Consider the following 26,110-nt stretch of genomic DNA (forward strand, 5'->3'; position numbering starts at 1 on the left):
ATTACTGTCCGCTCCATGCGTCTTCTTGCTCGGGTCGGCAGCTTGCGCGCGATCGTCGCGGTGACCGTCGGGTTCATCGCTCTCAACATGCTTCTCGTGGTGTTCGGCAACGTCACGGACTACGGCACCAACGAAGCGTTCGTGCAGCACGTCCTCGCCATGGACACCACGTTCGGACAGGGTCTGAAATGGCGTGCCATCACCAGTCCCGCGATCGTCACGATCGTCTACGTCCTGATCATCCTGTGGGAGGCGATCTCCGCGGTCCTGCTGATCGCCGGCACCGTCGCCTACGTCCGCGACCGGGAGGACAGCGCGCGCAAGTTCGCGTCCGCCGGTCTGCTGATGATCATGGCGCTGTTCCTCGGCGGGTTCATGACGATCGGTGGTGAGTGGTTCGCCATGTGGCAGTCGAAGGACTGGAACGGCATCCCCGCGGCCCTGCGGATGGTGACCATCGCGGGCTTCGCGCTGATCCTCGTGCACCTCAGTCCGCGGCGGGCCACTCAGTAGTCGGCTCCACGCAGAACACCGGCCCGACGCCCGCGTCGGCACCCAGCTCACTCCACCAGTCGCGCTGCTCAGCGTCCTCGATCGCGTCGATCACCACGAGACCACCGGCCTCGTGCACGAACCCGACGAGGTCGCTGAGCACGTGCGACACCAGGTCGTCCGGCTTCTGTGCCCGCCCCTTCACCCGCACGGCCTTCACGCCGAGCGAGCGGACCAGTTCGATCTCCGCCGTGGAACCCTTGAAGTCGCGGGCTCCGATGTGGATGCCCATGTCGGACAGCAGGTCGAGGTTGTCGGCGGCCTCGCTGTCCTCGGACGCGAGCACGTGCACCGGAAAGCCGAGCAACAACCTGCCCGCCTGCAACCCGGTGTCCGCCAGCACCCGCCGCACGTCGCGCACCAGGTCCGGACTGTTCGCCATGCTCTCGGTCAGGCAGACGGCGAGGATCTCGTCGTGCCCGCGCGCCGTCTCCGCGGCCGTGCGCAACATCCACTCGCCCAGCGGCAACATCAACCCGGTGTGCTCGGCCATCGACACGCACTTCTCGTGCGCGATCAGCCCTGCGTCCCGGTGCCGCCAGTTCAGCTCGGCCTCGACGCACACCCGCGCCGCCCCGTCCAGCCGCATCACGGGGTTGAACACGACCTCGATCTCGCCGCTCTCCCACGCCCCCGGCATCACGGCGGCGAGCGCGAACTCCTCCTGCTCCCGCTTGTCCAGTGTGGCGTCGTGCAATCCCCACTGCCGCGGCCCACTGCGCTTGGCCCGTCGCAACGTCATGTCCGACGCCCGCAGCACGTCGGCCGGATTGCCACCGGGATGCAGCCGCGGCAACACACCGATCGACGCGGACACCGCGACCCCGTGCCCGTCGAAGTAGACCGGCTCGGCCAGCTCGTGCTCGATCGTCCGGATCGTCGTGTCCACGTCCGGCGTGTCCGGCCCGTTCTCGACCAGCACGGCGAACTCGTCACCTTCGAGCCGGGCGACCATGGCCTTCTCGCTCGCGAACACGGCGCTCAACCGCTCGGCCACGAGCTTCAACACCCGGTCGCCGATCTCGCGTCCCAGCCCGTCGGTGATCACCGCGAAGGCGTCCAGGTCGAGGTGGTACAGCGTCACGCCGTGCTCGACATCGCTGTGCAGCAACGACTCCAGCCGAGTCGTGAGGTACTGCCGGTTCGGCAACCCGGTCAACGCGTCGTGCAACGACTGGTACTGCAGCCGCCCACCGAGCAACGTGAGCTGGCTGTCGTCGTCGATCATCACGACGAAGTGCTTCGGGTTGTCCTCGGCGTCCTTCTGCACGGTCGCCGCGAGCAACACCCGGAAGTGCTCGCCGTCCCGGTCGATCAGCCGGGGCCGTTCCTCGATCCGCCGCATCCGCCCGTACTTCAAGCTGGCCAACGCATCGTTGATCAACGGCAGATCCGCGGGCGCGATGAGATCGGTGAGCGTCATCCCGGCAACGTCCTCGCGCCGGAGAATGGTGCACAACGCCTCGTTCGCCCGTTCCAACTCCCCGGACAGACTCACCATCGCGATGCCCGTGGACGAATGCGCGAAGATGTCCTCGAACCGTTCCTCGCTGGCCTGCAAGTCCAGCTGCACAGCCCGGTTCGCCTTCAACAACGCCTGGCTGACACTTTCCTGCTGCTCCAGCACGAACGCCTGAATGGCCGCGGTGTACGCGGCCGCCACGGCGCCGATGACGAGCGCCGCCCGCTCGGCGTCCGCACCCTGCTGCACCACGAACCGCGCGAGGACCTCGACCGACTTCGGCAGGCTCTCCGCGCCGACGCAGTGGATCTCGACGAGGCGAGTGCCGACCTGAGCGGCAAGAGCAGGATCCTGGGCGATGGCTTCGGCAACGACGTTGAGCAGCTCGTGCAGCTCCTCGGTCAGCTTCGCGGCCGAGAACGGGATGTACGCGGTCCGGCTGACGTTGATCGCCCAGTCACGCGCCAGTTCGTCACGTCCTGTCGGGCGCGACGATCCGGCGTCGTCCTGGCTCGGCAAATCATCCACCTGACCTGCTCGGCAGCAACGGTGCGGAAGCCTACCGCCAGCAAACCACACCGTCCCATTGCGCAGGGGCGTTCGCCCCAACAGGGGTACAGCGATCTCGTAGCGTTACAACCTTTACTCGCTCGATCGGAGCAATTTTGTCACGGCACGGCGCAACCCGGAGACCTTCGTTCGGGGCACGGGCGCCTACCGGCAGCCAGTCTGCGGTGAACGGTGAACGCGCTCAGGACCCCATGATGTGCCGCAACTGAGCGAGCAGATCCGACCGGGAAGTGGATCCCAGCCGCTGCCGCATCCGGGCCATGTGGTGCTCGACGGTCTTGGCGGAGATGAACAACCGGTCCCCGACCTGCTTGTAGGTCATCCCCTCCAGCACCAACTGGGCGACCTCCCTCTCCCTATCGCTCAACTTCCCGGCGTCCTCGGTCAGGACAGGAGCATCGCTCTCCGGAGACCTCCTGGCCGAAACCGGCCTCCCCTGCAACAACCGGGCGCAGTCCAGCAGCCGGACCATCGCCTGCCGATCGGAAGTCCGGATCGCCGCCTGCCCGGCCAACCGCGAGGCGTCCCACCACAGCCCCACCGCGTGCAGACTCCGGGCAGCTTCCTCGACGCGGTCCGCGTCCACCTTGCCGGCCACCACGTCCAGCCAACATTCAGCGGCGGAAGACAGAATCGCGCAGTACCGAGATCGCTCCCGATTCACCGCCAACGCGGCCGCATGTTCTTCAGCCGCCGCGGTGTTCTCGTCGATGATCGCCGCGTGCAGCAAGCTCCAGTGCAGCTGCGTGGCCCACAACGGCGGATTCCCCAACGACCGCAACAAAGCGGACGCCTGTGCCAGGTGCGGTGCCAACCGTTCCTGATCCCGCAACCGAGCAGCAGCAGCCGCGAACTCCCCCAGCGGCAACAGGCTGAACAGGTCCACGGGGTGCCGCAGCACCGCCTCGCAGGCCTGTTCCCACGTACGCCGCAACGTGGCCAGGTCGGAGTTCCGCCGGGCAACCCCGACCTCGAGCGCCACGGCGAAGATCCAGTCCCGAGGCTCGAAAGCGCCTCGAACCGACATCAACGTCTCGCGCGCCACGGTCAGGTTCCCGCGCAACATCTGCAACCAGGCCTGCAACAGCCGATGCCGCACCGACATCAGCACACCACCGGTACCGGTCTCCACCGCCCGATCCAGCACGGACTCGGCCACGTTCGGCTCACCGCAGTGCACAGCCACCAGAGCGGCGAGCGCAGCCGGACTGTCCGGCAACAACACCGCCCCGCCCGCAGGCTCCAGCATCGACGAAGCACGGACCAAAGTGGACAGTGCGACGGTCTCCGCGCCGGCGACCGACTGGCGAACTCCCTGCAGCATCAGGGAAGCCGCACCACCGAGCATCGTCGGCGGCTGCGGAGGAAGCTCCTCGAAGAGGTGCCCGGTCCCGATCAACCCGATCCCGGCGAACGCGGCCGCGTAAGGCGTGGCAGCCCACCGGAACAGCTCGGTGCTCCGGGCCAACTGTCCGCGGTGGGCCAACGCCACCGCGGCAACCTCGGCAGCGGTACGGCGATGCGGCGTGTCCTGAGCGGAAATCACCTGGTCAGCGAGCCGCAGCGCGGAATCCAGATCACCGGCCATCGCCGAAGCCGTGGCCCACTGCGCAGCGGTCTCCGCCGAGGGTGCCCCACCACCGGTGGAGGCCTTGAACAACCGGGCAGCCAACCCGGGATCGGCGGACAGCGCCTCCCGAGCGGCCGCGGCGAACACCGGGCCGCCGATCCCGGTGTCCAGCAACGGACGCACGAGATCCAGGACGGGTCCACCGCGGTCGAGCTGGAGCTGAGCCAGCTTCTGCCGCACCGCGATCCGGCGCTCGGCGCGGGTCAACGCTCCCACCGCGCGAAGTGCGAGCGGGTGCAAGGTGCCGTCCTCGGCCAGCAGACCGGTGGCGCGAGCGGCCTCGATGATGTCGCTGACCTCGTCGAAGTCCTTGTCCAGCAACGTCGAGAGCAGATCCAGGCGCTGAGCGGCACCGGCCTCGGCGGCCAGCAGGAACTTCTGCAGGTCCGGGTCGATCCAGTCGAGCTCGGCGCGGAACGCGCTCAACGCGTCGGCGGAGACCTCGGACACCGCGCCGAGCCGCTCCACCAGTCCTGGCACGCCACCGGTCTGGGCGAACACGAAGTCCACCACGGGCTTCGGCGCGTGCAGGAACTCGCGGACCTGCTCCCGGGAAAACGGCGCCAACGGCACAACCACCGCGCCGCGCGTCAGCTCGGCCAGCACCGCACGGCGCGGCCAAGGGCGGTAAGCCAGGACGAGCAACGGCTCAGCAGCCAGAGCGCGCAAGGCACCGTCGTCCAGCAGGTGCGCGTCGTCGACCACGCGCACCGCGGAGTTGGTGATCTCGGAAAGCAGGGCTGACTTGCCGTAACCACCAGGCGCCGCAACGACAACGCGCAGGCGGTCGCCCGGCTCGGCGTCGTTGATCCGGTCGAGGACACCTCGTACCGAGGGGTCCAGCACCAACCTGGCTCGCGTGGTCACGCTCAACGGCCATCCTCATCGTCGTGTCGGGAGTCGTTCCGGGACCGGCGGCCGGCGGGCTTCAGCGCGGTCGCCACGCGCTTCACCCGCGTCGGCGGCAGTTCCAGGGGAGAAACGTCCACCGGTGGGCGCGGTGGTGGAGCGGTGAACTCCTCGTCGTCGGTGCGGGCGATCTCGCCGACCGGGAACCGCAACGACGCTTCCCGGGTGTGCACCAGAACGGACGTGTCGAACGGTTCCGGCTCGGCCTCCGGGCCCACCACGACCAGCCGGGCGGCGACCGCCAGGCCCTTCGCGACCGAGTGCTCCGGCGCGACCTCGGCCAGCACCCGGCAGTCGACGGAGGCCGACAGCGCGTCGCCGATCACCGGCATCCGGCAGGCGCCGCCGACGAGCAGCACCGCGTCGGGCTGCGCCGTGCCCAGCGCCCGGACGAACGTGCTGACCAGGTGGTCGACCGACGGGCGGATCTCCTCGACGAACTCGTCGCGGCCGATCTCGACCCCGCTGATCACCACGGACGCGCCGAACGCCCGCTTGGCCGCCTCGCACTCGGCGGCGGAGACGAGTCCGTCCTTGCCGAGCCGGCCGCGCACCAGGCCGGCCAGCAGGTCGTCGAAGTCGGCACCGGTGTGGTGGTCGACGCCGTCGACGTGGTTGACCAGCTCGAACGTCCGCGACTGCGATCGCCGCACGACCGACGCCGAGAACGCGTGGCTGCCCAGCGAGAACACCGCCAACGACGCGTCAGGCACCACACGGGAGCGCACGGCGTGGTTCTCGGCGGCCGCCAACGGCTCCGGCACGAGCGTCACGTCGTGCACGCCGACCGCCCGCAACGCCGCGTAGAGCTGTCCTCGCCGATAGGGGCCCCACCCGGCCGGGTGGCTCACCGCCACGTGACGGGGCTGTTCACCCTCTCGGGCGACCACCTCACCGATGACCCACATGATCAGCAACGCGGTCAGTTCCTCGGCCGGGCACGTCTCCGGGCCCAGCGAGAACGGCACCGCGTCGCCGATCCGCCGGGCGAAGCCGGTGGCCGTCCAGCCGGGCACCCCGTGCTCACCGACCGAGAACGTCCCAGCCTCGGTGAGCTGCAGAAACGACGGAACCACCAGCGCGATCTCCGCGTCCCTGGCGCCGTCGAGGCGGCACACCGCAGCAGTCGTGCGGGTGGTCCCGACATCGACTCCGAGTACGTACGCCAAGTCTCTTCCTCACCTGTTCGCAGCAGCGATCAGTACCTACACGGGTGAACAAGAGGCACTCAAGCACCGCCCCTAAGCCCCTAGGGGGTCAACGAGCGTCACCCCATCGGGGAACGGGGATTCACTGGGAGTGATCCCCGATGTTGGGGTGGCCCCGCTCTCATAGCTTTCTGGGTGCACACACCCCATGCCACGTGCAAACACCGCCTCAACAGGAGTTCCTTCAGATGATCCAGCCCAGCACGCTCCACGACTTCGTGCTCAACCTGCTCAGCGACCCGTCCCTCAAGGCCGCGTTCGCCACCGATGCTCAGGGCACCCTGGAGCAGGCTGGGCTGGCCGACATCACTGCCGTTGACGTGCAGGAAGTCATTCCGCTGGTCATCGACCTGCTCCCGGAGACCCCCGCCGGCGTGCCCAGCCTCGAGGGTGTCTACCTGGAGGGCGTCGGGGAGGAAGTGCTGGCGGAGGGACCGCTCGGCGCCATCAGCCAGCTGCAGGCCGTCGCGTCTCAGCTGACCTCGTCGGGTCTGTCCCTCGACAACCTCACCACCTCGTCCGCCGGCCTGCTCGCCGTCGACGAGAACGCACTGACCGTGTGGGCCGGCACGGACACCGCCGACGTCTACGGCGCCGGCGCCCTCAAGCTCGACGGTGACTTCTCCGCCGTCAGCGACGTGACCTCGGTGCTCGACCAGACCGCGTCCCCGGTCACGGGCACCGTCCTCGACGTGACCGACACCGCGACCGCGACCGTCGACTCGTCCCTGGGCGGCGTTTCGCACTCCGTCCCGGGTCTCGACGGCGTCCTCGGCAACCTGGGCGGCGTGACCGGCCTGACCCACGACGCGCTGGGCGTGCTCGGTGGCGGCGACGCCTCGTTGAACGTGCTCAACGTGACCGGCCTGGACAGCATCTCCGACGGCAACATCGGCGTGAAGACCGACGACACCCTCGGCCAGGTCCAGCACACCGCGTCCGGCGTGGTCGACACCGCGACCGGCCTCACCCACTCGGTGACCGGCGTGACCGGCGACGTCGCGGGTGTCGGCAACGTGCTGGGCAGCGTCACGGGCGTCGCGGACCACGCTCCGGTCGTCGGCGACCTCGACCTGGGCGGCCTGCTCGGCGGCTGAGCTTTCTGACCGAAATCGGACCGGCCCTGTCCTCAGGACAGGGCCGGTTCGGTGTCTCAGCAGGAAAAACCACGATCCGGTGAGGAACGTCACCGCTGCTCCGAACAGCCCGGTCTCGCCCGAACGGAACCGGTCTTGCGTTCGAGGCTTTCACCCAAGGGGGTGAACACGGCACTATGAGTCAGGTGATGGCACCGCCCTGGCTCGACGTGCTCGACGAGACGATCGGGGCCTGCGTCACGCACCGGCGGCCCGATCTGGAGGCCCGGCTGCGGGAAAAGCGGGCTCAGCAACTCGACCCCAAGTTGCGCGTTCTCGTCGTCGGCGAGTCCAAACAAGGCAAGAGCCAGCTCGTCAACGCGTTGCTCAACGCCCCCGTGTGCGCGGTGGGCGACGACATCACGACGACTGTGCCGACTTTCGTCCAGCACGCCGACACGCCGTCGGCCGCGCTGGTCCGCAACGCGTCGGCCCGCGGGTCGATCTTCCACACCCCGACCGAGCGGATCGCGGTCCCGATCGAGCAGGTGACGAAACAGGCCACCGCGCAGCACGTCGTGCGCGCCGAGATCGGCATCCCGCGCGCGTTGCTCGACAGCGGTCTGGTCCTGATCGACACCCCCGGTGTCGGTGACACCAGATCCGCGCACACCGCGAGCACGTTCGCGACGCTGATGCAGGCCGACGCCGTGCTGCTGGTCTCCGACGCCACCGGCGAGCTCACCTCGGCCGAGATGACGCTGCTCAAGAAGGTCATGGAGGCCTGCCCGAACGTCACCGTGGTCGTGACGAAGATCGACCTGGTGCCGGCCTGGCGCACCGTGGTGGAGCGCAACCGGGCGCTGCTCGCCCGCGCCGGCGTCCGGGCCAAGCTCATCCCCGTTTCGTCAGCGCTGAGGCTGCGCGCCGCGAAGACCGGCGACCAGCGCCTCAACACCGAGTCCGGCTTCCCCGAACTGGTGGCGTGCGTGCAACGCGACATCGTGGCGAGTGCCGATCTGCTGGCCCGCCGCGCCGTCGCCGTCGTCGCTTCGTCCGCGCTCACCCAGCTCGTCACGCCGTTGCGCGAAGAGCTGACGGCCCACGACTCGTCCCGCACGGTCGCCACGATCTCGACGCTGCAGGAAGCCCAACGGCGCGTCGACGAGTTGCGGCGCCGGTCCGCGCGCTGGCAGAACGTGCTCAACGACGAGATGGCCGACCTGATCTCCGACGTCGAGTACGACCTGCGCGATCGCACCCGCAAGATCCTGCGCGAGGTCGACAAGACCTACGACGAGGCCGATCCCGCGATCGGCTGGGACAAGTTCGAGCAGTGGCTGGAGGACAACCTCAACGAGGCCGCCACCACGAACTTCGCCTGGCTGATGGAACGCGCGGAGTGGGTCGCCGCGAAGGTCGCGAAGAACTTCCCCGTGTACCGGGAAGACCTCATCCCGGGCTCGGTGCTGCCGGACGACCTGCTGGAGCCGGCGAGCAGGCTGGAGAAGCCGAAGATCGAGCCGTTCTCGATCCCGCAGAAGCTCTTCACCGGTCTGCGCGGCTCCTACGGCGGCGTGCTGATGTTCGGTCTGGTCACCTCGCTGGCCGGCATGCCGCTGATCAACGTGATCTCGCTCGGCGCCGGTGCGCTGTTCGGCGGCAAGTCGATCCTGGACGAGAGCGACCAACGGCTGAAGCGCCGTCAGGCCGCCGCGAAGGCCGCCGCGCAACGACACGTGGACGACTTCTTCGTGAAGTTCTCCAAGGACGTCCGCGACTCCGGCCGCCACATCCAACGCTCGCTGCGCAACCACTTCAGCACGCTCGCCGAGGAGCTGCAGGAGACGTTGCTGGAGTCGGCCCGCAGCGCCAAGCGCGCGGTGCAGGACGACCAGACCGAGCGCGAGCGCCGGATGCGCGAAGGCCGCAAGGAGCTGGACAAGCTGATCACGCTCTACAAGCGGGTGCAGGCACTCGGAGGTCCGACGATGGAGCTCACCGCGTGACCTTGGACCGCGTCGTCTGGTCGATGCTGCACGAAGCACTGGCCGTCTACCGCGACAGCCCGCGCGCCACGGCGTGGTTGCGCTCCCACGTCGAGCGCTACACCGAACCCGTGCGGATCGCGGTGGCCGGCCGGTCCCGCATCGGCAAGTCCACCCTGGTCAGCGCTCTGATCGGCGACGAGTTCGCGCCGCTGAGCTCGTTCGTCTGGTACCGCAACGGCGCAGAGCCGCGAGCACACGTGTTCTCCGGGCCCGGCCGTCCGCACGAGGTCACCATCGGCAGGCGGGGCAGCCGGCACCACGTGGAGATCGGCCAGTTCGACCGCGCCGACCGGGTCGTCGTCGACTGGCCCGCGCGGACGTTGCGGGACGTCGTGCTGATCGACACCCCGTCCGAGGCCACGCCGGAACAGGTGCTCGGCGACGCGGACGCGTTGCTCTACCTGATGCGGCACGTGCAGGACGACGACCTGAAGTTCCTGCAGTCCGCCAACGACCACCCGATCGCCCGGACCGCCGCGATCCACACCGTCGCGGTGCTCGCCCGGGCCGACGAGATCGGGGCCGGCCGGATCGACGCGCTGTCGTCGGCCAAGCAGATCGCCCGCCGCTACCGCCGTGACGTGGCCGTGCAACCGTTGTGCCAGAACGTGGTTTCGGTCGCCGGTCTGCTGGCCGTCGCCGCGAAGACGTTGCGGGAGGACGAGTTTCAAGCCTTGCGGGTGCTGGCGTCGCTCGGCCGCGAAGAGCTCGAGGACCACCTGCTGTCGGCGGACCGGTTCGTCGGCGAGCAGTTCCCGGTGGCGATGGAACCGACCGTGCGGCAGGCGTTGCTGGAACGGTTCGGGATCTTCGGCGTCCGGCTGATCACCGCGTTGATCCGGCAGGGCTTCGACTCTCAGGTGAAGCTGACCGGCCAGCTGGTGCAGCGCAGCGGGCTCGGCGAGCTGCGCGACTCGATCGCGGTCCACTTCTCCGAACGCCGCGAGATCCTCAAGGCGCGGTCGGCGTTGCTGGCGCTGGACGTGCTGTTCCGGATGGAGCCGCGGCAGAACGCCCGCAAGCTCATGACCGACCTCGAACGGGTCGTCGCCTCCGCACACGACTTCCGCGAACTGCGGCTCGTGGCCGCACTGCAGTCCGGACGCACGAAGCTGCCGGCGGAACTGCAGGCCGAGGCGTTGCGACTGGTCGGCGCCGAGGGCACGGCACCGTTGGCGCGCTTGGGTTTCGAGTACGAGGCCGACCCGCGCGAGCAGCGGGAGGCGTTGCTCGACGCGCTGGTGCGGTGGCAGGCGCAGGCCGCGGACGTGCACGCGTCGCACGATCATCGCAAGGCCGCCCAGATCGTCGTCCGCAGTTGTGAAGGGCTCCTCCCCCAGTTCCCCTGAGGCACGATGGCTCTCATGGAACTTGTTGCTTGGGGGGACGAGCACTTCGAGCACCTGCTGCGCTGGTCGTCGGATCCGCAGGTGATCGAGTACGTCGGCGACGGCGAGCCCTGGTCGCCGGAGTACGCGGAGGAACGGCACGAGAAGGCGTTGCGGCTGCACGAGGAGTTCGGCTACGGCTGGTTCGCAGCGGTCGAGCACGGCGAGGTGGTCGGGCTCGGCTCGATGATGTACCGCGGCGAGGCCGGCATCGAGATCGGCTGGTGGGTCGACCCGGCGCATTGGGGCCGCGGCCTGGCCACGCGGATGGCGACGAGGTTGCGGGACCGGGCGCTCGCGCGGAGCCACCGCGTGATCGCCGGCTACCACGACGGCAACGCCGCGTCCGGCCGGGTGATGGAGAAGATCGGCATGACCTACGTGGAGAGCTTCCACGCGGCCGGAAGACTTCAGCACAAATGGGCGTTGGAACGCGACATGACCACGGAGCTGCTGCGCTACAGCGCGTTCACGAAGGATCCGGCAGGCGGCAACCCCGCGGGGGTCGTCCTGGACGCGACCGGCCTGTCCGACGAGGTGATGCTCGCGATCGCCGCGAAGCTGGGCTACTCCGAGACGGCGTTCGTGCTCCCTCGGGAAGGGCGTGAGTTCGACGTCCGGTACTTCAGCCCCAAGGCGGAGGTGCCGTTCTGCGGCCACGCCACCATCGCCACGTCGGTCGCGCTGGCCGAGCGGATCGGCGACGGGCCGCTGACGTTCCACACGCCGGCCGGTGAGATCAGCATCGAGACCGCTGCCGGCACGGCGACGTTGACCAGCGTGCCGACCAGCACGTCCGAGGCGGACCCGGAGCTGGTGCGGCAGGCGTTGGAAACGTTGCGGTACAAGGAGATCGGCGACGCGCCGGTGCACGTCGGGTTCGGCGGGGCGCGGCACCTGCTGATCCCGCTGCGCGACCGGGAGCAGTTGGCAGAGCTGGACTACGACTTCGACGCGTTGCGCGACCTGATGCTGGCGCACGACCTCACGACCGTGCACCTGTGGTGGCGTGACGACGAGGGCGTCGTGCACGCCCGCGACCCGTTCCCCGTCGGTGGTGTGGTGGAGGACGCGGCGACGGGCGCTGCCGCCGCCGCGTTCGGTGGCTACCTGCGCGACCTCGAAGGGCCGCAACGGTTCGTCATCAGCCAGGGCGAGGACATGGGCAGGCCGTCTCGCCTGGAGGTCGACGCGACGCGCGAAGACCGCCGGGTGTCCGTGACCGGCGCCGCGGTTGTCATCCCCTGACTTTCACGGGTTCGACGCTGCTACCGCGGAGCGCAGGGTGCGCGGCAGCAGCGTCGAACCGAGGGGTGCGCACCCTCCCGCACCGGACCCGTGAGCGCTGCCGCAAGCGCCGGGCCGGAAGATCGAGTCTCACTATGCCCCGATCGAAGGGTGGTGTCGCATTCAGAACGGGGATACAAGGTCTTTATGCCCGAGCTGGAGCTCCGCCACCTCCGCGCGGTACGGACGATCGCCGAGGAAGGCAGTGTGACCAGGGCCGCCACGCGGCTCGGACTGACCCAACCCGCTTTGTCCGCCCAGTTGCGCACGGTCGAGAGACTCGTCGGCGGACAGCTGTTCGACCGGACGCACAACGGCTGCGTCCCCACTGACCTGGGCCGTCGGGTGCTGGGCACGGCAAGACTCGTGCTCGACGAGGTGGCGCAGCTGATGGGCACGACCCGCGCGACGAACCGGCGCGGGCCGTTGTTCCTCGGCTGCATCCCGATCCTGTACTTCGCGAAGCTCGTGGAGGGCCTGCGACAGCTCAACGACGACGTGCGCGCGGAAGTGCGGCCGTCGTCGGCGGAGATCGTGGACATGCTGGAAGCCGGCCAGGTGCACGTGGCGCTGTTCGAGTTCTTCGACGGCATGCACGCGCGCGATCTGGCGGGCATAGAGCTGCGCAAACTCGTCACCGAACCGTCGTTCGTCGCGCTGCCGGAGACCGACCCGCTGGCCGCGTCGGAGGAGGTCGACCTGGCTGAACTGGCCGACCGCGACTGGGTGACGCCGCCCAAACAGCACATCGGCAGCCGCACCCAGATGTTCCAGGCCTGCTCGGACGCGGGGTTCGTGCCGCGGCTCACGCACCACACCGGCGAGGCGAGCATGGCGCGCGGCCTGGTGGCGGGCGGCTGCGTGTCGTTCGCGGCGGCGCCGTCCCGGACCGGCGAGGGCATCGTGATCCGGCGGTTGCGCGGGATGCCGCTGATGACCGACATCTTCGTGGCGACGCGGCGGGACTCACCGGTGGCGGGGCGGGCGCACGAGGTGTTCGCGTGCGCCGCCGATGCCTACCGGTCGGTGCTGGACCGCAACCCGGACTACCGCAGGTGGTGGGACGCGCACCCAGAGGCCCACCCGGAGTTCACCTGAGCGCGGCCGGAGTGTCGACAGATAGACATCGGGTTAGTCACTCGAATGCCACGTGAATGATCTCACCCATACCCAGGAAATCGGCAGTAGACATCGGATGGGTCACGATTAGGGGGCGCGATCTGGCCCCTCTCCCTGGCACAATGGACCAATGGCCCAACCGTTCACCGACGAAAGCCATCCGGCTGAGCCCTATCCGGGTACTCGTCCAGACCACTGTTTCGTCCACGTGGACGAAACAGGCTGGCCAGTGCGACCGGACCTCACGATGGAGTCGGGATGGCGCGTGGAGCCGGAGAACATCGATCTGGACCAATGGCTCGCGAACCACGGTGAACCGCCGCTAGCAGCCCGAATGCCGGTGCTCGGCTACGGCTCGAACGCCAACCCCAGCAAGGTCACCTGGCTCCGCGAGGAGCTCGGACTCGAAGGCCCCGCGGTCGTGCTGCGCGCACGGTGCGAGGGCCTTTCCGCTGTCTGGGCCGCCGGCATGCGCGCCCGGGACGGCCAGCGTCCCGCGACCCTGGCGGCCGAGCCCGGCCACGTCGAGGAGCACTCCGTCTGGTTCGCCACGCCCGAACAGCTGCGCGTGCTGGACCGCTGCGAGGGCCGCGGACTGCGCTATCGCCTCGTACGCCTGCACACGGGCCGTGTGGTGCTCTACAACGGCGGTGTCATCGACAGCGTGTTGGCCTACACGGCAGGTTCCAAGAAGCGGATGCCCGTGCTCTTCAACGGCCGTATGGTCCGTTGCGAGGACGTCTCGCAGCGACGCGCCCTCACCCTGGGCGAGAGGGCGGCCGTGACGGACGGGCTGGACGTGACCGAGGTGCTCGGCGAGCCGTCTGCCGACGACTGGCCCGAGCTGCTGTTCGTCTACGGCACGCTCCAGCCGGGCGCAAGCGCTTGGCACCTGATGGAGCCGCACGTCGTGGCGTCCGAGGAGACGCACCTGCCCGGCACGTTGTTCGACACGGGCCTGGGCTACCCGGCGTTGCGTCCCGGTGCCGGCCTGGGCGTGCCCGGTTTCGTGCTGCGGCTGAAGTCGCCCGAGCAGTCGCTGCCGCTGCTCGACGAGTACGAGGGCGAGGACTACCGCCGCGTGCGCGTCGTGCTGCCGGACGGCCGGATCGCCTGGACGTACATCTGGACCGCGGCGGTGAAGGGCATGTCCGAGCTGCCCGACGGATGGGACGTCCACCAGATCCGATGATTTTCCCGCGCCGTGCCGGTCTGTACGCCGAACACAGACCCACGGAAGGCTGACGCCATGCGGAAATTGACCTACGCCATGAACCTGAGCCTGGACGGCTACGTCGCCGCGCCCGGCGGCGACCTCGGCTGGAGCGTGCCGAGCGACGAGCTGTTCCAGTGGTGGTCCGACCGCGTGGGGGCGACGGGGTTGGCGCTGTACGGGCGCAAGTTGTGGGAGGGGATGAGTTCCCACTGGCCGACCGCTGCCCAGCAGCCCGGCGCCACACCGGCGCACGTCGAGTACGCCGGCCGCTGGCTGCGCATGCCGAAGGTGGTGTTCTCCTCCACGATCAGCACGGTCGACTGGAACGCCCGCCTGGTCACCGGCGACGCGGTCACCGAGATCACCCGGCTCAAGGCCGAGGACGGCGGCCCCATGGACATCACCGGTGCCACGCTCGCCGCGGCGGCGATGCGCGCCGGGCTGATCGACGAGTACGTGCTGGTCACCGCACCGGTTCTGGTGGGCGGCGGCACACCGTTCTTCACTGCCCTGGACAACTGGGTGAACCTGGCCCTGGTGGAGACCCGGACGTTCCCCGACGGCGTGCTCCTGACCAGGTATGAGACCAGGCGCTGAGGCCACCAAACCATCGGGTGAATTACCGGCACGTTGTGTGGGCGAGTTGATGTTTGGGCACATCCTCACTGGTAGGAGGTGCACCCATGACTCGACGGTTGCTCGCTTGCGGACTGCTGGTGCTTGCTGGCGTGACGGCCTGCGGCGACAGAACCTCGGACAACGGCACGCAGACGCTGCCCACCTCCCCGTCGACCCCGTCGTCGACCCCCACCTCCGCGCCCGCCGGCAACTCCGGCGCGGCCAGCCCTGCCGCGAAGCGTTGCGACTCGTCCGTGTTGAAGGGTCAGGTCGACCCGACCGACGCCGGCGCGGGCAACAGGTACGGCAAGTTCGTCGTGACGAACTCCAGCACGGCGCCGTGTACCTTGAACGGCTACAGCGGTTTCCAGCTGGAGAACGCCTCCGGCGCGGTGCCGACCAAGCTGGAGCGCAAGGCCGACCCCGCCCCCGCGGCTCTGACGCTCGCACCGGGCGGGAAAGCCTCGGCGAACCTGCACTGGGGCGTCGTGCCGTCGGGCAACGAACCCGTCGAGGGCCCGTGCCAGCCCGAGCCGTCGAAGGCCGCGGCCATCCCGCCGGACGAGACGGTGCCGCTGACCGTGCCGTGGACGCTCGGACCTGTGTGTTCCGGTGGCCGGATCGAGATCAGCGCGTTCTACGCTTCGTAGATGTCCGCACCTGGATGGCTCGCCGTGCTGCCGCATGGCGAGCGCATCGCCGTTTCGCTGCGCGCCGCCGCTGTTCCGGTCGTGGTGACCGAGGACGTCGAGGCCGCGGTGAAGGCGACCGAGCTGCCGGTCATCCTCATTGGACACTTCACCGGCGCGCCCGCCGCGGTTCGTTACGCGCAAACGCATTCCGGGCTCGCCGCGCTGGTGCTCGTGTCGCCGGTGCTCGGCCTGTGGGACGGCGCGTCCGACGAGTTGGCCGACCTGATGGACGAGGTCAACTTCGGGCCGGCGCTGGGCGACCTGCCGACGTTGTGGCTGCACGGTTCGGACGACGAGATCGTGCCGATTTCGGACACGAGGGCGGGAACCGACCGGATTCGCGGGTCCGCGTTCGAGGAGCACGTCGTCGACGGCCTGCTGACCGACGCCGAGGCCGTCACTCGGGTGCTGGAGTTCGCCCGCCGGGTCGTCTGACACCATTTCGGACGTGGATGACCTCGTGCTGCTGATCACCGTCGTGGTCGAGGCGGCGGACGAGCAACAGGCGCTCGCTGCGTGCGACGCGCTCATCAGCGGCGCCCAGGTCGTGGACGCCCGTGACTGCTCCGACGAGGAGCCGGGCTGCTGGGCCGTCGTCATCACCCGGCCGAGCCCGGAGAAGGCCACCCACAACGTCTCCGCGGCGCTGGCGCGGGCGGTTCGCTCCTTCGTGCGCGGGCTGGGTGACGGTTTCGCCACGCCCAGGGTGGCGTGCGAGCCCCCGACCGCGTGGACCGTTCTGGACGAGCCAGAGCTGATCAGCGCGCTCGTGCCGGGTGCCGAACGCGTTCTGGTGGAGGCGTGGGCCGGAGATGACCCGTTTGGTGCAGGCACTTTGCGTGACAACTCACCCATCAAGCCGTCTTGATTCACCCGGCTGGTCGCCAGATCAACACAACGGGCTGTAGGCGGCATTGTGAGAGTTCCTACACGCGTGCACAAGGGGCCAGCAGCACGCTCAACTGATCATTAAATCAAGGCCCGTTCGAGTGGATTCAGGCATCCACCCGGTTAGCCGATCTTCGGTCTCAACTGTGAAAATCGCGCCACAATCTCTACTGAGGGTGGTTGTACGACCACCCTGTTCCGGGAGGGTTCGGGAGCCGACATGGCCAGCATCGAAGAGGTCCGTGCCGCAATTGCCCAGGCGATCGACAAGGCGAGTCAAAGCCAGTCGGCCCTCCAACAGGCGGCTGAGCTCGCCGAGGACGCGCAGCAACTGCTGACATCGGTCACGCAGGGGTCTGTGCAGGCGGACGTCGAAACGACGAACGCCCAGTTCGCCCAGGTCGTCTCCGGCGTGAGCGAGCTGCAGAACTACCTCGGTGCGGGCATATCCGGCGCCGAGGGCATCAACAGCAGGCTTTGATGGCATCCATCGCCGAAGTTCGTGCCGCGCTCGAGCAGGCGAGCGAAATCCTGCGTGAGTCGTACCGGAGCGTGCGGTCCGCGCAGGACGGCCTCGACGAGGCGGTGGCGATCCTCACCGAGTCGAGTGAGAACCACCACGAGTCGCTGCTTCCACCGGAGTTCGTGCGCGCGAAGGAAAGATTTCCTGATCAGCTTGAGCTGATGGTGGGAACCCTAGAGCGCATCCAACGACTCACCGTGGAGCTGTGATGAGCAGGCGGGACGACCGGCGGCGAAGGGTCGAGGACGCCTTCGCGGAGTTCCAGCGCGCCGTCTCGGCCGCGCTGGGCTCCGTGGCGCGCGAACACCGGGCACTCGCGGTCGAGCACGCGAAGGACATGTTCGAGTTCACCGTGCGCGGCATGGGCGTCGACCGCGCCCTGCAGGACGTCGCGCTGGCTCAGGTGACCTCGTTCCTGACCGTGGACGAGAAGCGGCTGCGCAACCCGCGTCAGGCGCCGCTGTCGATGGCCGAGTTCGCCGAGCGGCTCGCCCAGATCAAGCACGACTGGCAGCAGTCGTACCACGAGTGGACCGCGTCGGGTCCGGACCAGCTGACCGCGCTGGTGAACACGGTCGCCGCCGGTCCCGCGTCGTGGCCGCACGAGTCGTGGCTCGGCACGCCGGGCACGCACGACGGCAGCGAAGGCGTGCCGGAACTGTGGCGGATCGGCACGGGCGTGGTGACGTCCGCACCGGAAGCCACGCCGTTCCCCGTCGCGGTCCCGTTGCTGGACCAGGCACACCTGCACGTCTCGTCCACTCCGGACAGTCGCCAGATCGCGGACACGCTGGTGGAGAACCTGTTGCTGCGGGTGCTGTCGCACTTCCAGCCGGGTCTCGTGCACGTGCACGTGTGGGACATCGGGCAGCTGACCGGGTCGTTGCCGGGGCTCTACCCGTTGACCCGCGCCGGTTTGCTGACCGTGCACGACCCCGCGCGGTTGCACGAGCTGCTCGACGAGCTGTCCGAGCACATTCGCCAGGTGCACACCAAGGTTCTGGTCGACGGGCACCTGACCGTGCGTTCGGTCAGCGGAGAGGGCCGGCGCACCGAGCCGTGGCGGATCGCGGTGCTGTTCGGCAACCGCAAGGCGTTGCGGGAAGAACACCAGCAGCAGCTGCAACGCGTGGCGCGCAACGGTTTGGCGTGCGGTGTGCAGCTGTTCATCGTGGACATCCCGATCACGATCAACTCGCCGGTGGAGACCGTGTCGTTGCGCGGCGACGGCACGGCGTTCTGCACGATGACCGGCAAGCACGTGACGGTGACGCTGGATCCCGCGCTGCCGCGCACTCTCGTGCCACGCGCCTGCGCCGCCATCGCGGAGAAGCGCGAGGAACGACGTTCGCGCATGAGCAAGTTCGGCGATCTGCTGCCCGAACGGCCGTGGACCGAGAACTCGGCGGCCGGAGTCGTTGCGCCCGTTGGGTTCGACGACGGCGAACCGGTCTGCGTGCAGCTCGGCGACTCCTCGCCGCACGCGTTGATCGGCGGGCCTTCGGGTTCGGGCAAGACGAACTTCCTGTATGCGATGCTCGGCTCGTTGTGTGCGCGGTACTCGCCGTCCGAGCTGGAGCTGTACCTGCTGGACTTCAAGGAAGGCGTGTCGTTCGCGCAGTTCGCGCCGGGCCGCAAGGACCCGTCGTGGCTGCCGCACGCACGCCTGGTCGGCGTGAACGTCAACACCGACCGCGAGTTCGGAGTGGCCCTGCTGCGGTTCCTGTCCGACGAGATGCGCCGGCGTGCGGACGCGGCCAAGCAGCACGAGGTCACCAAGCTGGAGCACCTGCGCGCCGAAGACCCAACCGGTCGCTGGCCGCGGATCGTCGCGGTGATCGACGAGTTCCAGTACCTCTTCGGCGAACGCGACCAGGTCACCGCCGCCGCGACGCAGCTGCTGGAGGACGTGGCGCGGCGCGGTCGTTCGCAGGGCATCCACCTCGTGCTGTCGTCGCAGGACGTCTCGGGCATCGAGGGGTTCTGGGGCAAGTCCGCGATCTTCGAGCAGTTCACCGTCCGGATCGCACTGCCCAAGGCGCGCCGGGTGCTGGCCGAGCCGGCGAACGACGCCGCGGTGGAACTGCCGCGCTGGCACGCGGTGATCAACCACGAGTCGGGCGTGAAGCCCGGCAACGAGATCTGCCGCATCCCGGACTCGACGTCCAAGGGCACCATGGACTCCCTGCAGAACGATCTGTGGCGCTTCGAGCCCGGTGAGGCGCCCGGCCTGTTCGACGGCAGCAAGGTCCCGTTCCTGGACGCCCTGCCGGACTTCCTCGATCTGCGGCCGGGCGACGCATCACCTACCGTTCTTCTCGGACAGGTCATCGACGTCGCGGGCAGCGCGGCGCGTGTGCGTTTCGCCCGGACCCCGGGCCGCAACATCGCGGTGATCGGCTCCGTGGTCCAGGACGCGGCCGCAGTGCTCGGCGGAGCGGCCGCGTCACTGGGCAGGCAGCACGAGCCGCACGAGGCGGCCTTCACGCTGGCCTGCCTGGTCGACGAGGTGATGCCGTCGGCGTTGCACCTGGCAAAACGCCTGAGCGCCGACGGTCACGATGCGTCGGTGATCGGCATCGACGGCATCCGCGAACTGCTGGACCGCACCGCGGCCCGGCTGCAGTCGCTGAACACGGGCACGGCCGACACCCCGCCGTCACCGCACTACCTGGTGCTGTACGGAGTGGACGCCGCGCAGACGTTGCTGGAGCAGAAGGACCCGACGACACGGATGTCCGGCGTGGACAGCCTGCGGACCGTCCTCAAGCACGGCCCGGAGAACCGCACGCACGTGCTGGGCTGGTGGCGCGGCGTGCAGAGGCTGAAGGCGAGCCTCCCGCCGGGCGTCTACGACGACATCGGCGCCTGGGTGGCGTTCGACGTCCAGGGCAAGGAACTGCTGTCGCTCGGACCGGAGCAGGTGATGGCGTGGTCACCTCGACCGCGGCGTGGCCTGTTCTTCGACAGGTTCGAGCACTCGCGACCGCAAGTGATCATCCCGTTCGACACTGGAGAAGCTCCATGAACCCGATGATGACGACGATGTTCGAGCCGGTGCCCGCGCAGCGCCAGAGCGAGGAGGTGATCGAGGTGCCCGCCCCGGCTGAGAAACTTTCAGCGGTCGAGCGCTACAAGGAGATCATCGCGATCGCCACGGACGCCGCGGCCCGCCAGCGCAAGCTGGACGAGGTGCGCTGCACCGAGCTCGCCGAGCGGATCGCGTCGACCCAGCAACAGATCGCCGAGGTGCGCGATCGGGAGCGGGTCGTGCGGATGGGCGCCGCGCTGCACTGGGAGCAGGCCGTCGAGCAGCTGTGGAACGAGCGCTGGCTGCAGATGGTCACCTTCCCGGCGCCGGACGAGTCCGTGCCGCCGCGTCCTCAGGGCGAGTACAACCACGCGATGGACCTGGCGTACCAGGCGCTGGAGGACTCGCTGGCCAAGCGAACCCTGTTGCGCCGCAAGCAGAAGGACTGAGTGCGCCGGTTACGCACCACGGCCGACGTGCTGGACGCCTGCTCCGACCCCCTGGTCAGGTGGGCGTCCCAGGCGTTGTCGGCCGATGGTGCCGCCTGGGAACACCGGGGCGCCGTCGCCGTGCACGCCCCGTCGTTGACCCGCCGCCGTCGTCTGGTGCTCTCCGGACCCGCAGAGGGTGTGGCGTCGCTGTTAGCGGCACACGGCCGTGGTGTGTCCCTCAGACCGTTGATGTCGAGATCACTCGCGCACGAGGTCGCAGAGCTGATGCCCACGCCGTGGGTGGAAGACAAGCCGTTCGGTTGGATGGACCGCTCGGGCTCGTTGCCTCTGCCCGACGACGACGTGTCGTGGCTGTCCCGTGTGGATGACGTCTCGCCGTTGCTCGAAGCGGCCAACCCAGGGTCATGGGCGTGGCCAGGCGAAACGGGCGTGCGTCGGTGGGCAGGCGTGCACGTGGGCGACAAGCTGGTGGCCACCGCCGCCGAAGCTTGGTCGTCGGCGGACGTCGGTTTCATGATGGGCGTGGCGGTGCATCCGTCGTGCGTCGGACAGGGCCTGGGGCGGCGCGTCTGCCAGTTCGTCACGTCCTCTCTCTTGTCGCTCTACGGCACGTGCGCCCTGTTCGTGGAGAACTACAACGCTCCGGCCATCGCTCTGTACCGCAAGCTCGGCTTCGCGTATCGAGACGTCACCACCCTTCTTCCTGCGGTCTAGCTCACATTCCGGAACAGTCGTGTTGCACCCGCGGTTGAAACGGATAACTGATCCGCAAAACTTGGATGGAGATGGTTCGACCATGACCAGCACCGCACTCGAGGTCCGGCTCGCGTCCCGCCCCACCGGCTGGCCGACCGAGGACAACTTCGAGATCGCCGAGGTCGAGGTCCCGACGCCGGGCGAAGGTCAGGTCCTGGTGCGCAACGTGGTCATGAGCGTCGACCCGTACATGCGCGGCCGCATGAACGACGTCAAGTCGTACGTCCCGCCGTTCCAGGTCGGTGCCCCTCTCGAGGGCGGCGCGGTGGGCGAGGTCGTGGCCGTGGGCACGAACGTCACCAGCCTCGCGGTCGGCGACAACGTCCTGCACGGTCTGGGCTGGCGCGACTACGCCGTGGTCCCCGCCACTCACACGGTGAAGGTCGACCCGAACGTCGCGCCCCTCTCCGCCTACCTGGGCGCCCTGGGCATGACCGGCCTGACCGCCTACGCCGGCCTCCTCGCCACCGCCGAGTTCAAGGAAGGCGACGCCGTCTTCGTCTCCGGCGCAGCGGGCGCCGTCGGCCAGCTGGTGGGCCAGATCGCCCGCTTGAAGGGTGCCTCGCGCGTCATCGGCTCGGCCGGTTCCGCCGAGAAGGTCAAGTACCTGGTCGAGGAACTCGGTTTCGACGCCGCCTTCAACTACAAGGACGGCCCGGTCGCCGAGCAGCTCGCCGCTGCCGCGCCCGACGGCATCGACGTGTACTTCGACAACGTCGGCGGCGAGCACCTCGAAGCCGCCATCGAGAACCTGAACCTGAACGGCCGCATCACGATGTGCGGCGCCATCTCGCAGTACAACGAGTCGGAGAAGCCCTCCGGCCCGAGCAACATGATCCAGATCCTGGCCAAGCGCCTGACCCTGCGCGGCATGCTGGTGGGCGACCACAAGGCCCTGCAGCCGCAGTTCGTGGCCGAGGTCGGCGCCTGGATCGCCTCCGGTGAGCTCAAGTACAGCGAGACCGTCGTCGAGGGCGGCGTCCGCCAGGCCCCGTCCGCGTTCCTGGGCATGCTGCGCGGCGAGAACACCGGCAAGATGCTCGTCCAGTTCTGATTCTGAGCGCACGCGGGGCCCTTTCGTACTATCAGACAGTACGAAAGGGCCCCGCGTGCCTTTCAGAGCAGCTTGCCGGGGTTGAGGATGCCGGTCGGGTCGAGTTGGGCCTTGACGGCTCGCAGGACGTCCACGCCGATTGAGCCGATTTCGCGTTCCAGCCAGGGTTGGTGGTCCCGGCCTACCGCGTGGTGATGGGTGATCGTGCCTAGCCGGGAGATCGCGTCGGAGGCGGCGACCTTGGCCCGTTGCCACTGGCCCACCGGATCATCGAGATCGCGCGGCACCAACACCGTGAAGTACAGCGAAGCGCCGGTTTCATACGCGTGCGAAATGTGGCACATCACCACGGGGTTCCCCAGTTCCGCGGTCAGCGCGGCCTTCACCGCATCCCGCAGTTCCGACACGCGTGACCACTGCGTGGCGGTCTCCAACGTCTCGACGCACACCCCGGCGTCCAGCAACGCGTCCCGCTGGCGTGGCCCGTTGAACCGTCCGTGCAACCAGGAAGCGCCCATAGCCCGCCCCAGGCGCACGACCTTCTTGCCGCTCAACGCACTCATGGTCGCGGACCTCGATCGGCACTCCCACCCGAGGATCACCAGGCAGGGTTGCTCAACCCGGCGGAACCGCAGGTACTTCTTCAGCGCGGAAGCCTTGGGACCGGCCAGTTCCAGCGCGACCTCGGTTTCGTCCTCATCGGACAGACGGGTGATGTCGGCCAGCACGCCGTCCTGCGCCAGCGACCGGACGAGGTCGGCCCCGGCCTCCCAGCCGTCGACGACAAAACCCTCGTACCGAGGACCGTAAGGCTTTGGCCGAACCCGCACGGACACCTCGGTGATCACCCCGAAGAGCCCCTCGCTGCCGAGCACCAGCTGCTTCAGGTCAGGCCCGGCGGCAGAAGCGGGCGCGGCCCCCACGACCCACTCGCCGACCGGGGTGGCAACGCGCACGGACTCGACCATGTCCTCGAACCGGCCGTAGCCGGAGGAGGCCTGGCCGGCTGAGCGAGTGGCCGCGAACCCACCGATCGTCGCCCGCTCGAACGACTGCGGGACATGGCCGAGCGTGAACCCGTGCTCCCCCAACAGCCGCTCGGCCTCGGGCCCGGTCACCCCGGCCTGCAACACCGCGACGCGGGACACCGGGTCGATCGACACCAACGACCCGAGCCCCGCCAGGTCCAGAGCCACCACAGCGGATTTGGCACCGCGCAGGGCCTCTACCCCACCCACCACGGACGTGCCACCACCGAACGGCACCACGGCGATGTCGTGCTCCACGCACACCTGCAACACCTCGACCACCTCGGCCGGCGAGGCGGGCTGGACCACGGCGTCAGGAACGGCCGGAGTGCCGTGACCGCGGTGACGCAGCAGGTCCAAATAGGACAGACCTCCTGCCCGGCCCAGCCGGTCGGCGTCGTCCACGCTGATCGTGCTCACGGCCTCCAGCGCCGTGAAGGCATCAGCCGTCAACGCCGAGTCCGGCGCCGACAGCGGCTCCTCGACGAACGGCTTCCCCAGCCCGACGCGCTGACTGAGCCAAGCCAGCGCGTGAGGCGGCAGCGGCACGGTTTCGGTGGTCCATCTCGCCCTGGTCACTGCTACAGTGTTACACATGACGTCTCAACGTCACACCCACGACGCGCTGCTCGACGCCACCCGTGAGTGTGTTCTCGAGGTCGGCGTACGCCGGACGACCCTGACCGACGTGGCGAAACGGGCCAACGTGAGCCGCATGACGCTGTACCGGCGCTATCCCGACGTCGACCACCTCGTGCGGGCGTTGATGACGCGCGAGTTCGCCGCACTGCTCGAAGAGGTCGGGCAGGCCAGTGGTCAGGGCGACGCGCGCGAGCAGCTCGTGGGCATGGCCAAGGACGCGATCCGGCTGTTGTCGGGCAACCCGCTCATGCAACGGGTGCTCCAGCTCGACGCCGACCTCATGCTGCCGTACCTCACCGAACGGCTCGGCAGCACGCAGCGGCTGGTCGAGCAGTTCCTCATCGGCCAGATCGAGGCCGGCCACCTCGACGGGTCGATCCGGTTCGGCGACGCCAAGACGCAGGCGCGCGTGGTGTTGCTGACCACGCAGTCGATGGTGCTCTCCACCAAGCCCGCCACGTCCGGGCTCGACTTCGCGGCGCTGCTGGACGAGCTGGGCAAGCAACTGGACGGGGCGCTGAAGCCGTGAACACCTCCCTGAACGCCACCAGGCGCGCGCAAGACCTCGAAGCAGCACAACGGGAAGTCGCCGACGTGCTGGTGATCGGCGGCGGGGTCACCGGCACGGGCGTCGCGCTCGACGCGGCGTCGCGCGGCCTCAAGACCGTGCTGCTGGAGGCGCACGACCTGGCGTTCGGGACGTCGCGGTGGTCCAGCAAGCTCGTCCACGGCGGCCTGCGCTATCTGGCCAAGGGCGACGTGAAGCTCGCCCACGAGAGCGCGGTCGAGCGCGGCATTCTGATGACCAGGACGGCGCCGCACCTCACCCGCACGCTGCCGATGCTGTTCCCGCTGCACGCGGGCGCGAACCACTTCGTGATGGCCGGGCTCAAGGCGGGCAACGCCCTGCGCATCGCCGCCGGCACGCCCGCCAGCGTGCTGCCCCGTCCGCGCCGCGTGCCCAAGCAGGAGGCGCTCGCGCTGGTTCCCGGCCTGAGTCCCGACCGGCTCACCGGCGGACTGCTCAACTACGACGGCCAGCTGGTCGACGACGCCCGTCTCGTGGTCGCCCTCGCGCGCACCGCCGCCGGGTACGGCGCCCGCATCATCACGCGGGCGAAAGTCGTTGTGTTGCAAGGCGATGGCGCCGAAGTGCACGACACCCTCACCGGCACCACGTGCACCATCAGGGCCAAGGCGGTGATCAACGCGACCGGCGTCTGGGCGGGCACGCTGGCGCCGGTGCAGCTCAAGCCGTCCCGCGGCTCACACCTGGTGGTGGACGCGAAAGCCGTCGGCCTCAGCGAAACCGCGCTCACGATCCCGGTGCCCGGCGAACGCAACCGCTACGCGCTCCTGCTGCCCCAGTCGAACGGCCGCGCGTACCTCGGTCTCACCGACGAGCCGGTCGACGACATCCCGGACGTGCCGACGGTGCCCGAGTCCGATGTGGACTTCCTGCTCAGGACGGCTTCCGGGGTCCTGCAACGGGAACTGACGCGAGCGGACGTCATCGGCAGCTATGCCGGCCTGCGCCCGCTGCTCGAAGCCGAGGGCCAGACCGCGGACCTGTCCCGCCACCACGCCGTGCTGACCGCGCCGAACGGCGTGATCACGGTCGTCGGCGGCAAGCTCACCACCTACCGCAAGATGGCGGCGGACGCGGTGAACGCGACGAACCTGACGCAGATCCCGTGCCGCACCAAGGACATCCGGCTGGTCGACGACAGGCCGCGGCCGACCACACCGATCGCACCGGGCGTCACCGAGGCCGACGTCGTCCACGCGATCAACCACGAGGGCGCGCTGGACGTCGACGACATCCTCGACCGGCGCACCCGAATCGGCCTGGTAGCGGCAGACCGCGAAAAGGCCGCCCCGGAGATCGCCAAACTCCTCGCCTCCGTCTGAAAGCGGCGGGAGGTTGATGAGGGGAGCTTTCATAAACCTGACGTTTA

At 68.9% G+C, this 26,110-nt stretch carries 23 protein-coding genes; 19 read left to right on the forward strand and 4 right to left on the reverse strand.

From position 1 onward, the window contains the following. Positions 1 to 15 precede the first annotated feature (15 nt). Positions 16 to 513, forward strand: coding sequence for a DUF2165 domain-containing protein (locus G7043_RS09900; RefSeq protein ID WP_166045273.1), 498 nt, complete (start codon positions 16 to 18; stop codon positions 511 to 513). Here the strand turns inward: G7043_RS09900 and G7043_RS09905 are convergent. From G7043_RS09905 to G7043_RS09915, 3 genes are all read right to left on the reverse strand, one after another. Further along, positions 488 to 2,542, reverse strand: coding sequence for a diguanylate cyclase domain-containing protein (locus tag G7043_RS09905; RefSeq protein ID WP_166045274.1), 2,055 nt, complete (start codon positions 2,540 to 2,542; stop codon positions 488 to 490). The two genes, G7043_RS09900 and G7043_RS09905, sit on opposite strands and share 26 nt — an antisense overlap. Before the next feature lie 223 nt (positions 2,543 to 2,765). Beyond that, positions 2,766 to 5,081, reverse strand: a complete 2,316-nt coding sequence (locus tag G7043_RS09910) for a helix-turn-helix transcriptional regulator (RefSeq protein ID WP_166045275.1) — start codon at positions 5,079 to 5,081, stop codon at positions 2,766 to 2,768. A gap of 2 nt (positions 5,082 to 5,083) precedes the next feature. Beyond that, positions 5,084 to 6,292: an Hsp70 family protein gene (locus tag G7043_RS09915; RefSeq protein WP_166045276.1), complete on the reverse strand. Its 1,209-nt coding sequence runs from the start codon at positions 6,290 to 6,292 to the stop codon at positions 5,084 to 5,086. A 227-nt stretch (positions 6,293 to 6,519) separates the two neighbouring features. Between G7043_RS09915 and G7043_RS09920 the strand changes: the two genes are divergently transcribed. From G7043_RS09920 to G7043_RS09995, 16 genes are all read left to right on the forward strand, one after another. Next, on the forward strand, positions 6,520 to 7,428 hold the full coding sequence (locus G7043_RS09920) for an IniB N-terminal domain-containing protein (RefSeq protein WP_166045277.1): 909 nt from the start codon (positions 6,520 to 6,522) through the stop codon (positions 7,426 to 7,428). Positions 7,429 to 7,616: 188 nt separating this feature from the next. Further along, the gene (locus G7043_RS09925; RefSeq protein ID WP_207311013.1) at positions 7,617 to 9,416 is read left to right on the forward strand and encodes a dynamin family protein; all 1,800 of its coding nucleotides are present in this window, start codon (positions 7,617 to 7,619) and stop codon (positions 9,414 to 9,416) included. After that, positions 9,413 to 10,807, forward strand: a complete 1,395-nt coding sequence (locus G7043_RS09930) for a hypothetical protein (RefSeq protein WP_166045279.1) — start codon at positions 9,413 to 9,415, stop codon at positions 10,805 to 10,807. The genes G7043_RS09925 and G7043_RS09930 overlap by 4 nt, the downstream gene beginning before the upstream one ends. Before the next feature lie 15 nt (positions 10,808 to 10,822). Beyond that, positions 10,823 to 12,094, forward strand: coding sequence for a PhzF family phenazine biosynthesis isomerase (locus G7043_RS49830; RefSeq protein WP_166045280.1), 1,272 nt, complete (start codon positions 10,823 to 10,825; stop codon positions 12,092 to 12,094). Between the two features lie 186 nt (positions 12,095 to 12,280). Next, on the forward strand, positions 12,281 to 13,231 hold the full coding sequence (locus G7043_RS09940) for a LysR family transcriptional regulator (RefSeq protein WP_166045281.1): 951 nt from the start codon (positions 12,281 to 12,283) through the stop codon (positions 13,229 to 13,231). 268 nt (positions 13,232 to 13,499) lie between these two features. Next, positions 13,500 to 14,444, forward strand: coding sequence for a gamma-glutamylcyclotransferase family protein (locus G7043_RS09945; RefSeq protein ID WP_242642088.1), 945 nt, complete (start codon positions 13,500 to 13,502; stop codon positions 14,442 to 14,444). A gap of 57 nt (positions 14,445 to 14,501) precedes the next feature. Further along, positions 14,502 to 15,065: a dihydrofolate reductase family protein gene (locus G7043_RS09950; protein ID WP_166045283.1), complete on the forward strand. Its 564-nt coding sequence runs from the start codon at positions 14,502 to 14,504 to the stop codon at positions 15,063 to 15,065. Between the two features lie 86 nt (positions 15,066 to 15,151). Beyond that, positions 15,152 to 15,736 carry a DUF4232 domain-containing protein gene (locus G7043_RS09955; RefSeq protein WP_166045284.1) on the forward strand — a complete coding sequence of 195 codons (585 nt, stop codon included), beginning with the start codon at positions 15,152 to 15,154 and terminating at the stop codon, positions 15,734 to 15,736. Next, positions 15,737 to 16,213 (forward strand): alpha/beta hydrolase, encoded by a 477-nt coding sequence (locus tag G7043_RS09960; protein WP_166045285.1) that lies wholly within the window; start codon positions 15,737 to 15,739, stop codon positions 16,211 to 16,213. 13 nt (positions 16,214 to 16,226) lie between these two features. After that, positions 16,227 to 16,646: a hypothetical protein gene (locus G7043_RS09965; RefSeq protein WP_166045286.1), complete on the forward strand. Its 420-nt coding sequence runs from the start codon at positions 16,227 to 16,229 to the stop codon at positions 16,644 to 16,646. A gap of 240 nt (positions 16,647 to 16,886) precedes the next feature. Continuing rightward, positions 16,887 to 17,147 carry a hypothetical protein gene (locus tag G7043_RS09970; RefSeq protein ID WP_030467713.1) on the forward strand — a complete coding sequence of 87 codons (261 nt, stop codon included), beginning with the start codon at positions 16,887 to 16,889 and terminating at the stop codon, positions 17,145 to 17,147. Further along, positions 17,147 to 17,398, forward strand: coding sequence for a hypothetical protein (locus tag G7043_RS09975; RefSeq protein WP_166045287.1), 252 nt, complete (start codon positions 17,147 to 17,149; stop codon positions 17,396 to 17,398). Before G7043_RS09970 ends, G7043_RS09975 begins: the two co-directional genes overlap by 1 nt. Continuing rightward, positions 17,398 to 20,217, forward strand: a complete 2,820-nt coding sequence (locus G7043_RS09980) for an FtsK/SpoIIIE domain-containing protein (RefSeq protein WP_166045288.1) — start codon at positions 17,398 to 17,400, stop codon at positions 20,215 to 20,217. The genes G7043_RS09975 and G7043_RS09980 overlap by 1 nt, the downstream gene beginning before the upstream one ends. Then, positions 20,214 to 20,669 (forward strand): hypothetical protein, encoded by a 456-nt coding sequence (locus tag G7043_RS09985; RefSeq protein ID WP_166045289.1) that lies wholly within the window; start codon positions 20,214 to 20,216, stop codon positions 20,667 to 20,669. Before G7043_RS09980 ends, G7043_RS09985 begins: the two co-directional genes overlap by 4 nt. After that, positions 20,670 to 21,386 carry a GNAT family N-acetyltransferase gene (locus tag G7043_RS49835; protein ID WP_166045290.1) on the forward strand — a complete coding sequence of 239 codons (717 nt, stop codon included), beginning with the start codon at positions 20,670 to 20,672 and terminating at the stop codon, positions 21,384 to 21,386. A gap of 82 nt (positions 21,387 to 21,468) precedes the next feature. After that, positions 21,469 to 22,482: an NADP-dependent oxidoreductase gene (locus G7043_RS09995; RefSeq protein WP_166045291.1), complete on the forward strand. Its 1,014-nt coding sequence runs from the start codon at positions 21,469 to 21,471 to the stop codon at positions 22,480 to 22,482. 62 nt (positions 22,483 to 22,544) lie between these two features. Here G7043_RS09995 and G7043_RS10000 read toward each other — a convergent pair whose 3' ends face one another. Beyond that, positions 22,545 to 24,107 (reverse strand): FAD-binding oxidoreductase, encoded by a 1,563-nt coding sequence (locus G7043_RS10000; RefSeq protein WP_166045292.1) that lies wholly within the window; start codon positions 24,105 to 24,107, stop codon positions 22,545 to 22,547. Between G7043_RS10000 and G7043_RS10005 the strand changes: the two genes are divergently transcribed. Further along, a complete protein-coding gene (locus tag G7043_RS10005) occupies positions 24,106 to 24,681 on the forward strand; it encodes a TetR/AcrR family transcriptional regulator (protein WP_166045293.1) in 576 nt (191 codons plus the stop codon). The two genes, G7043_RS10000 and G7043_RS10005, sit on opposite strands and share 2 nt — an antisense overlap. Then, positions 24,678 to 26,063, forward strand: a complete 1,386-nt coding sequence (locus G7043_RS10010) for a glycerol-3-phosphate dehydrogenase/oxidase (RefSeq protein WP_166045294.1) — start codon at positions 24,678 to 24,680, stop codon at positions 26,061 to 26,063. The genes G7043_RS10005 and G7043_RS10010 overlap by 4 nt, the downstream gene beginning before the upstream one ends. The last annotated feature ends 47 nt before the right edge of the window (positions 26,064 to 26,110 follow it).

The organism is Lentzea alba (assembly GCF_011067745.1).
Classification (GTDB): Bacteria; Actinomycetota; Actinomycetes; order Mycobacteriales; family Pseudonocardiaceae; genus Lentzea; species Lentzea alba.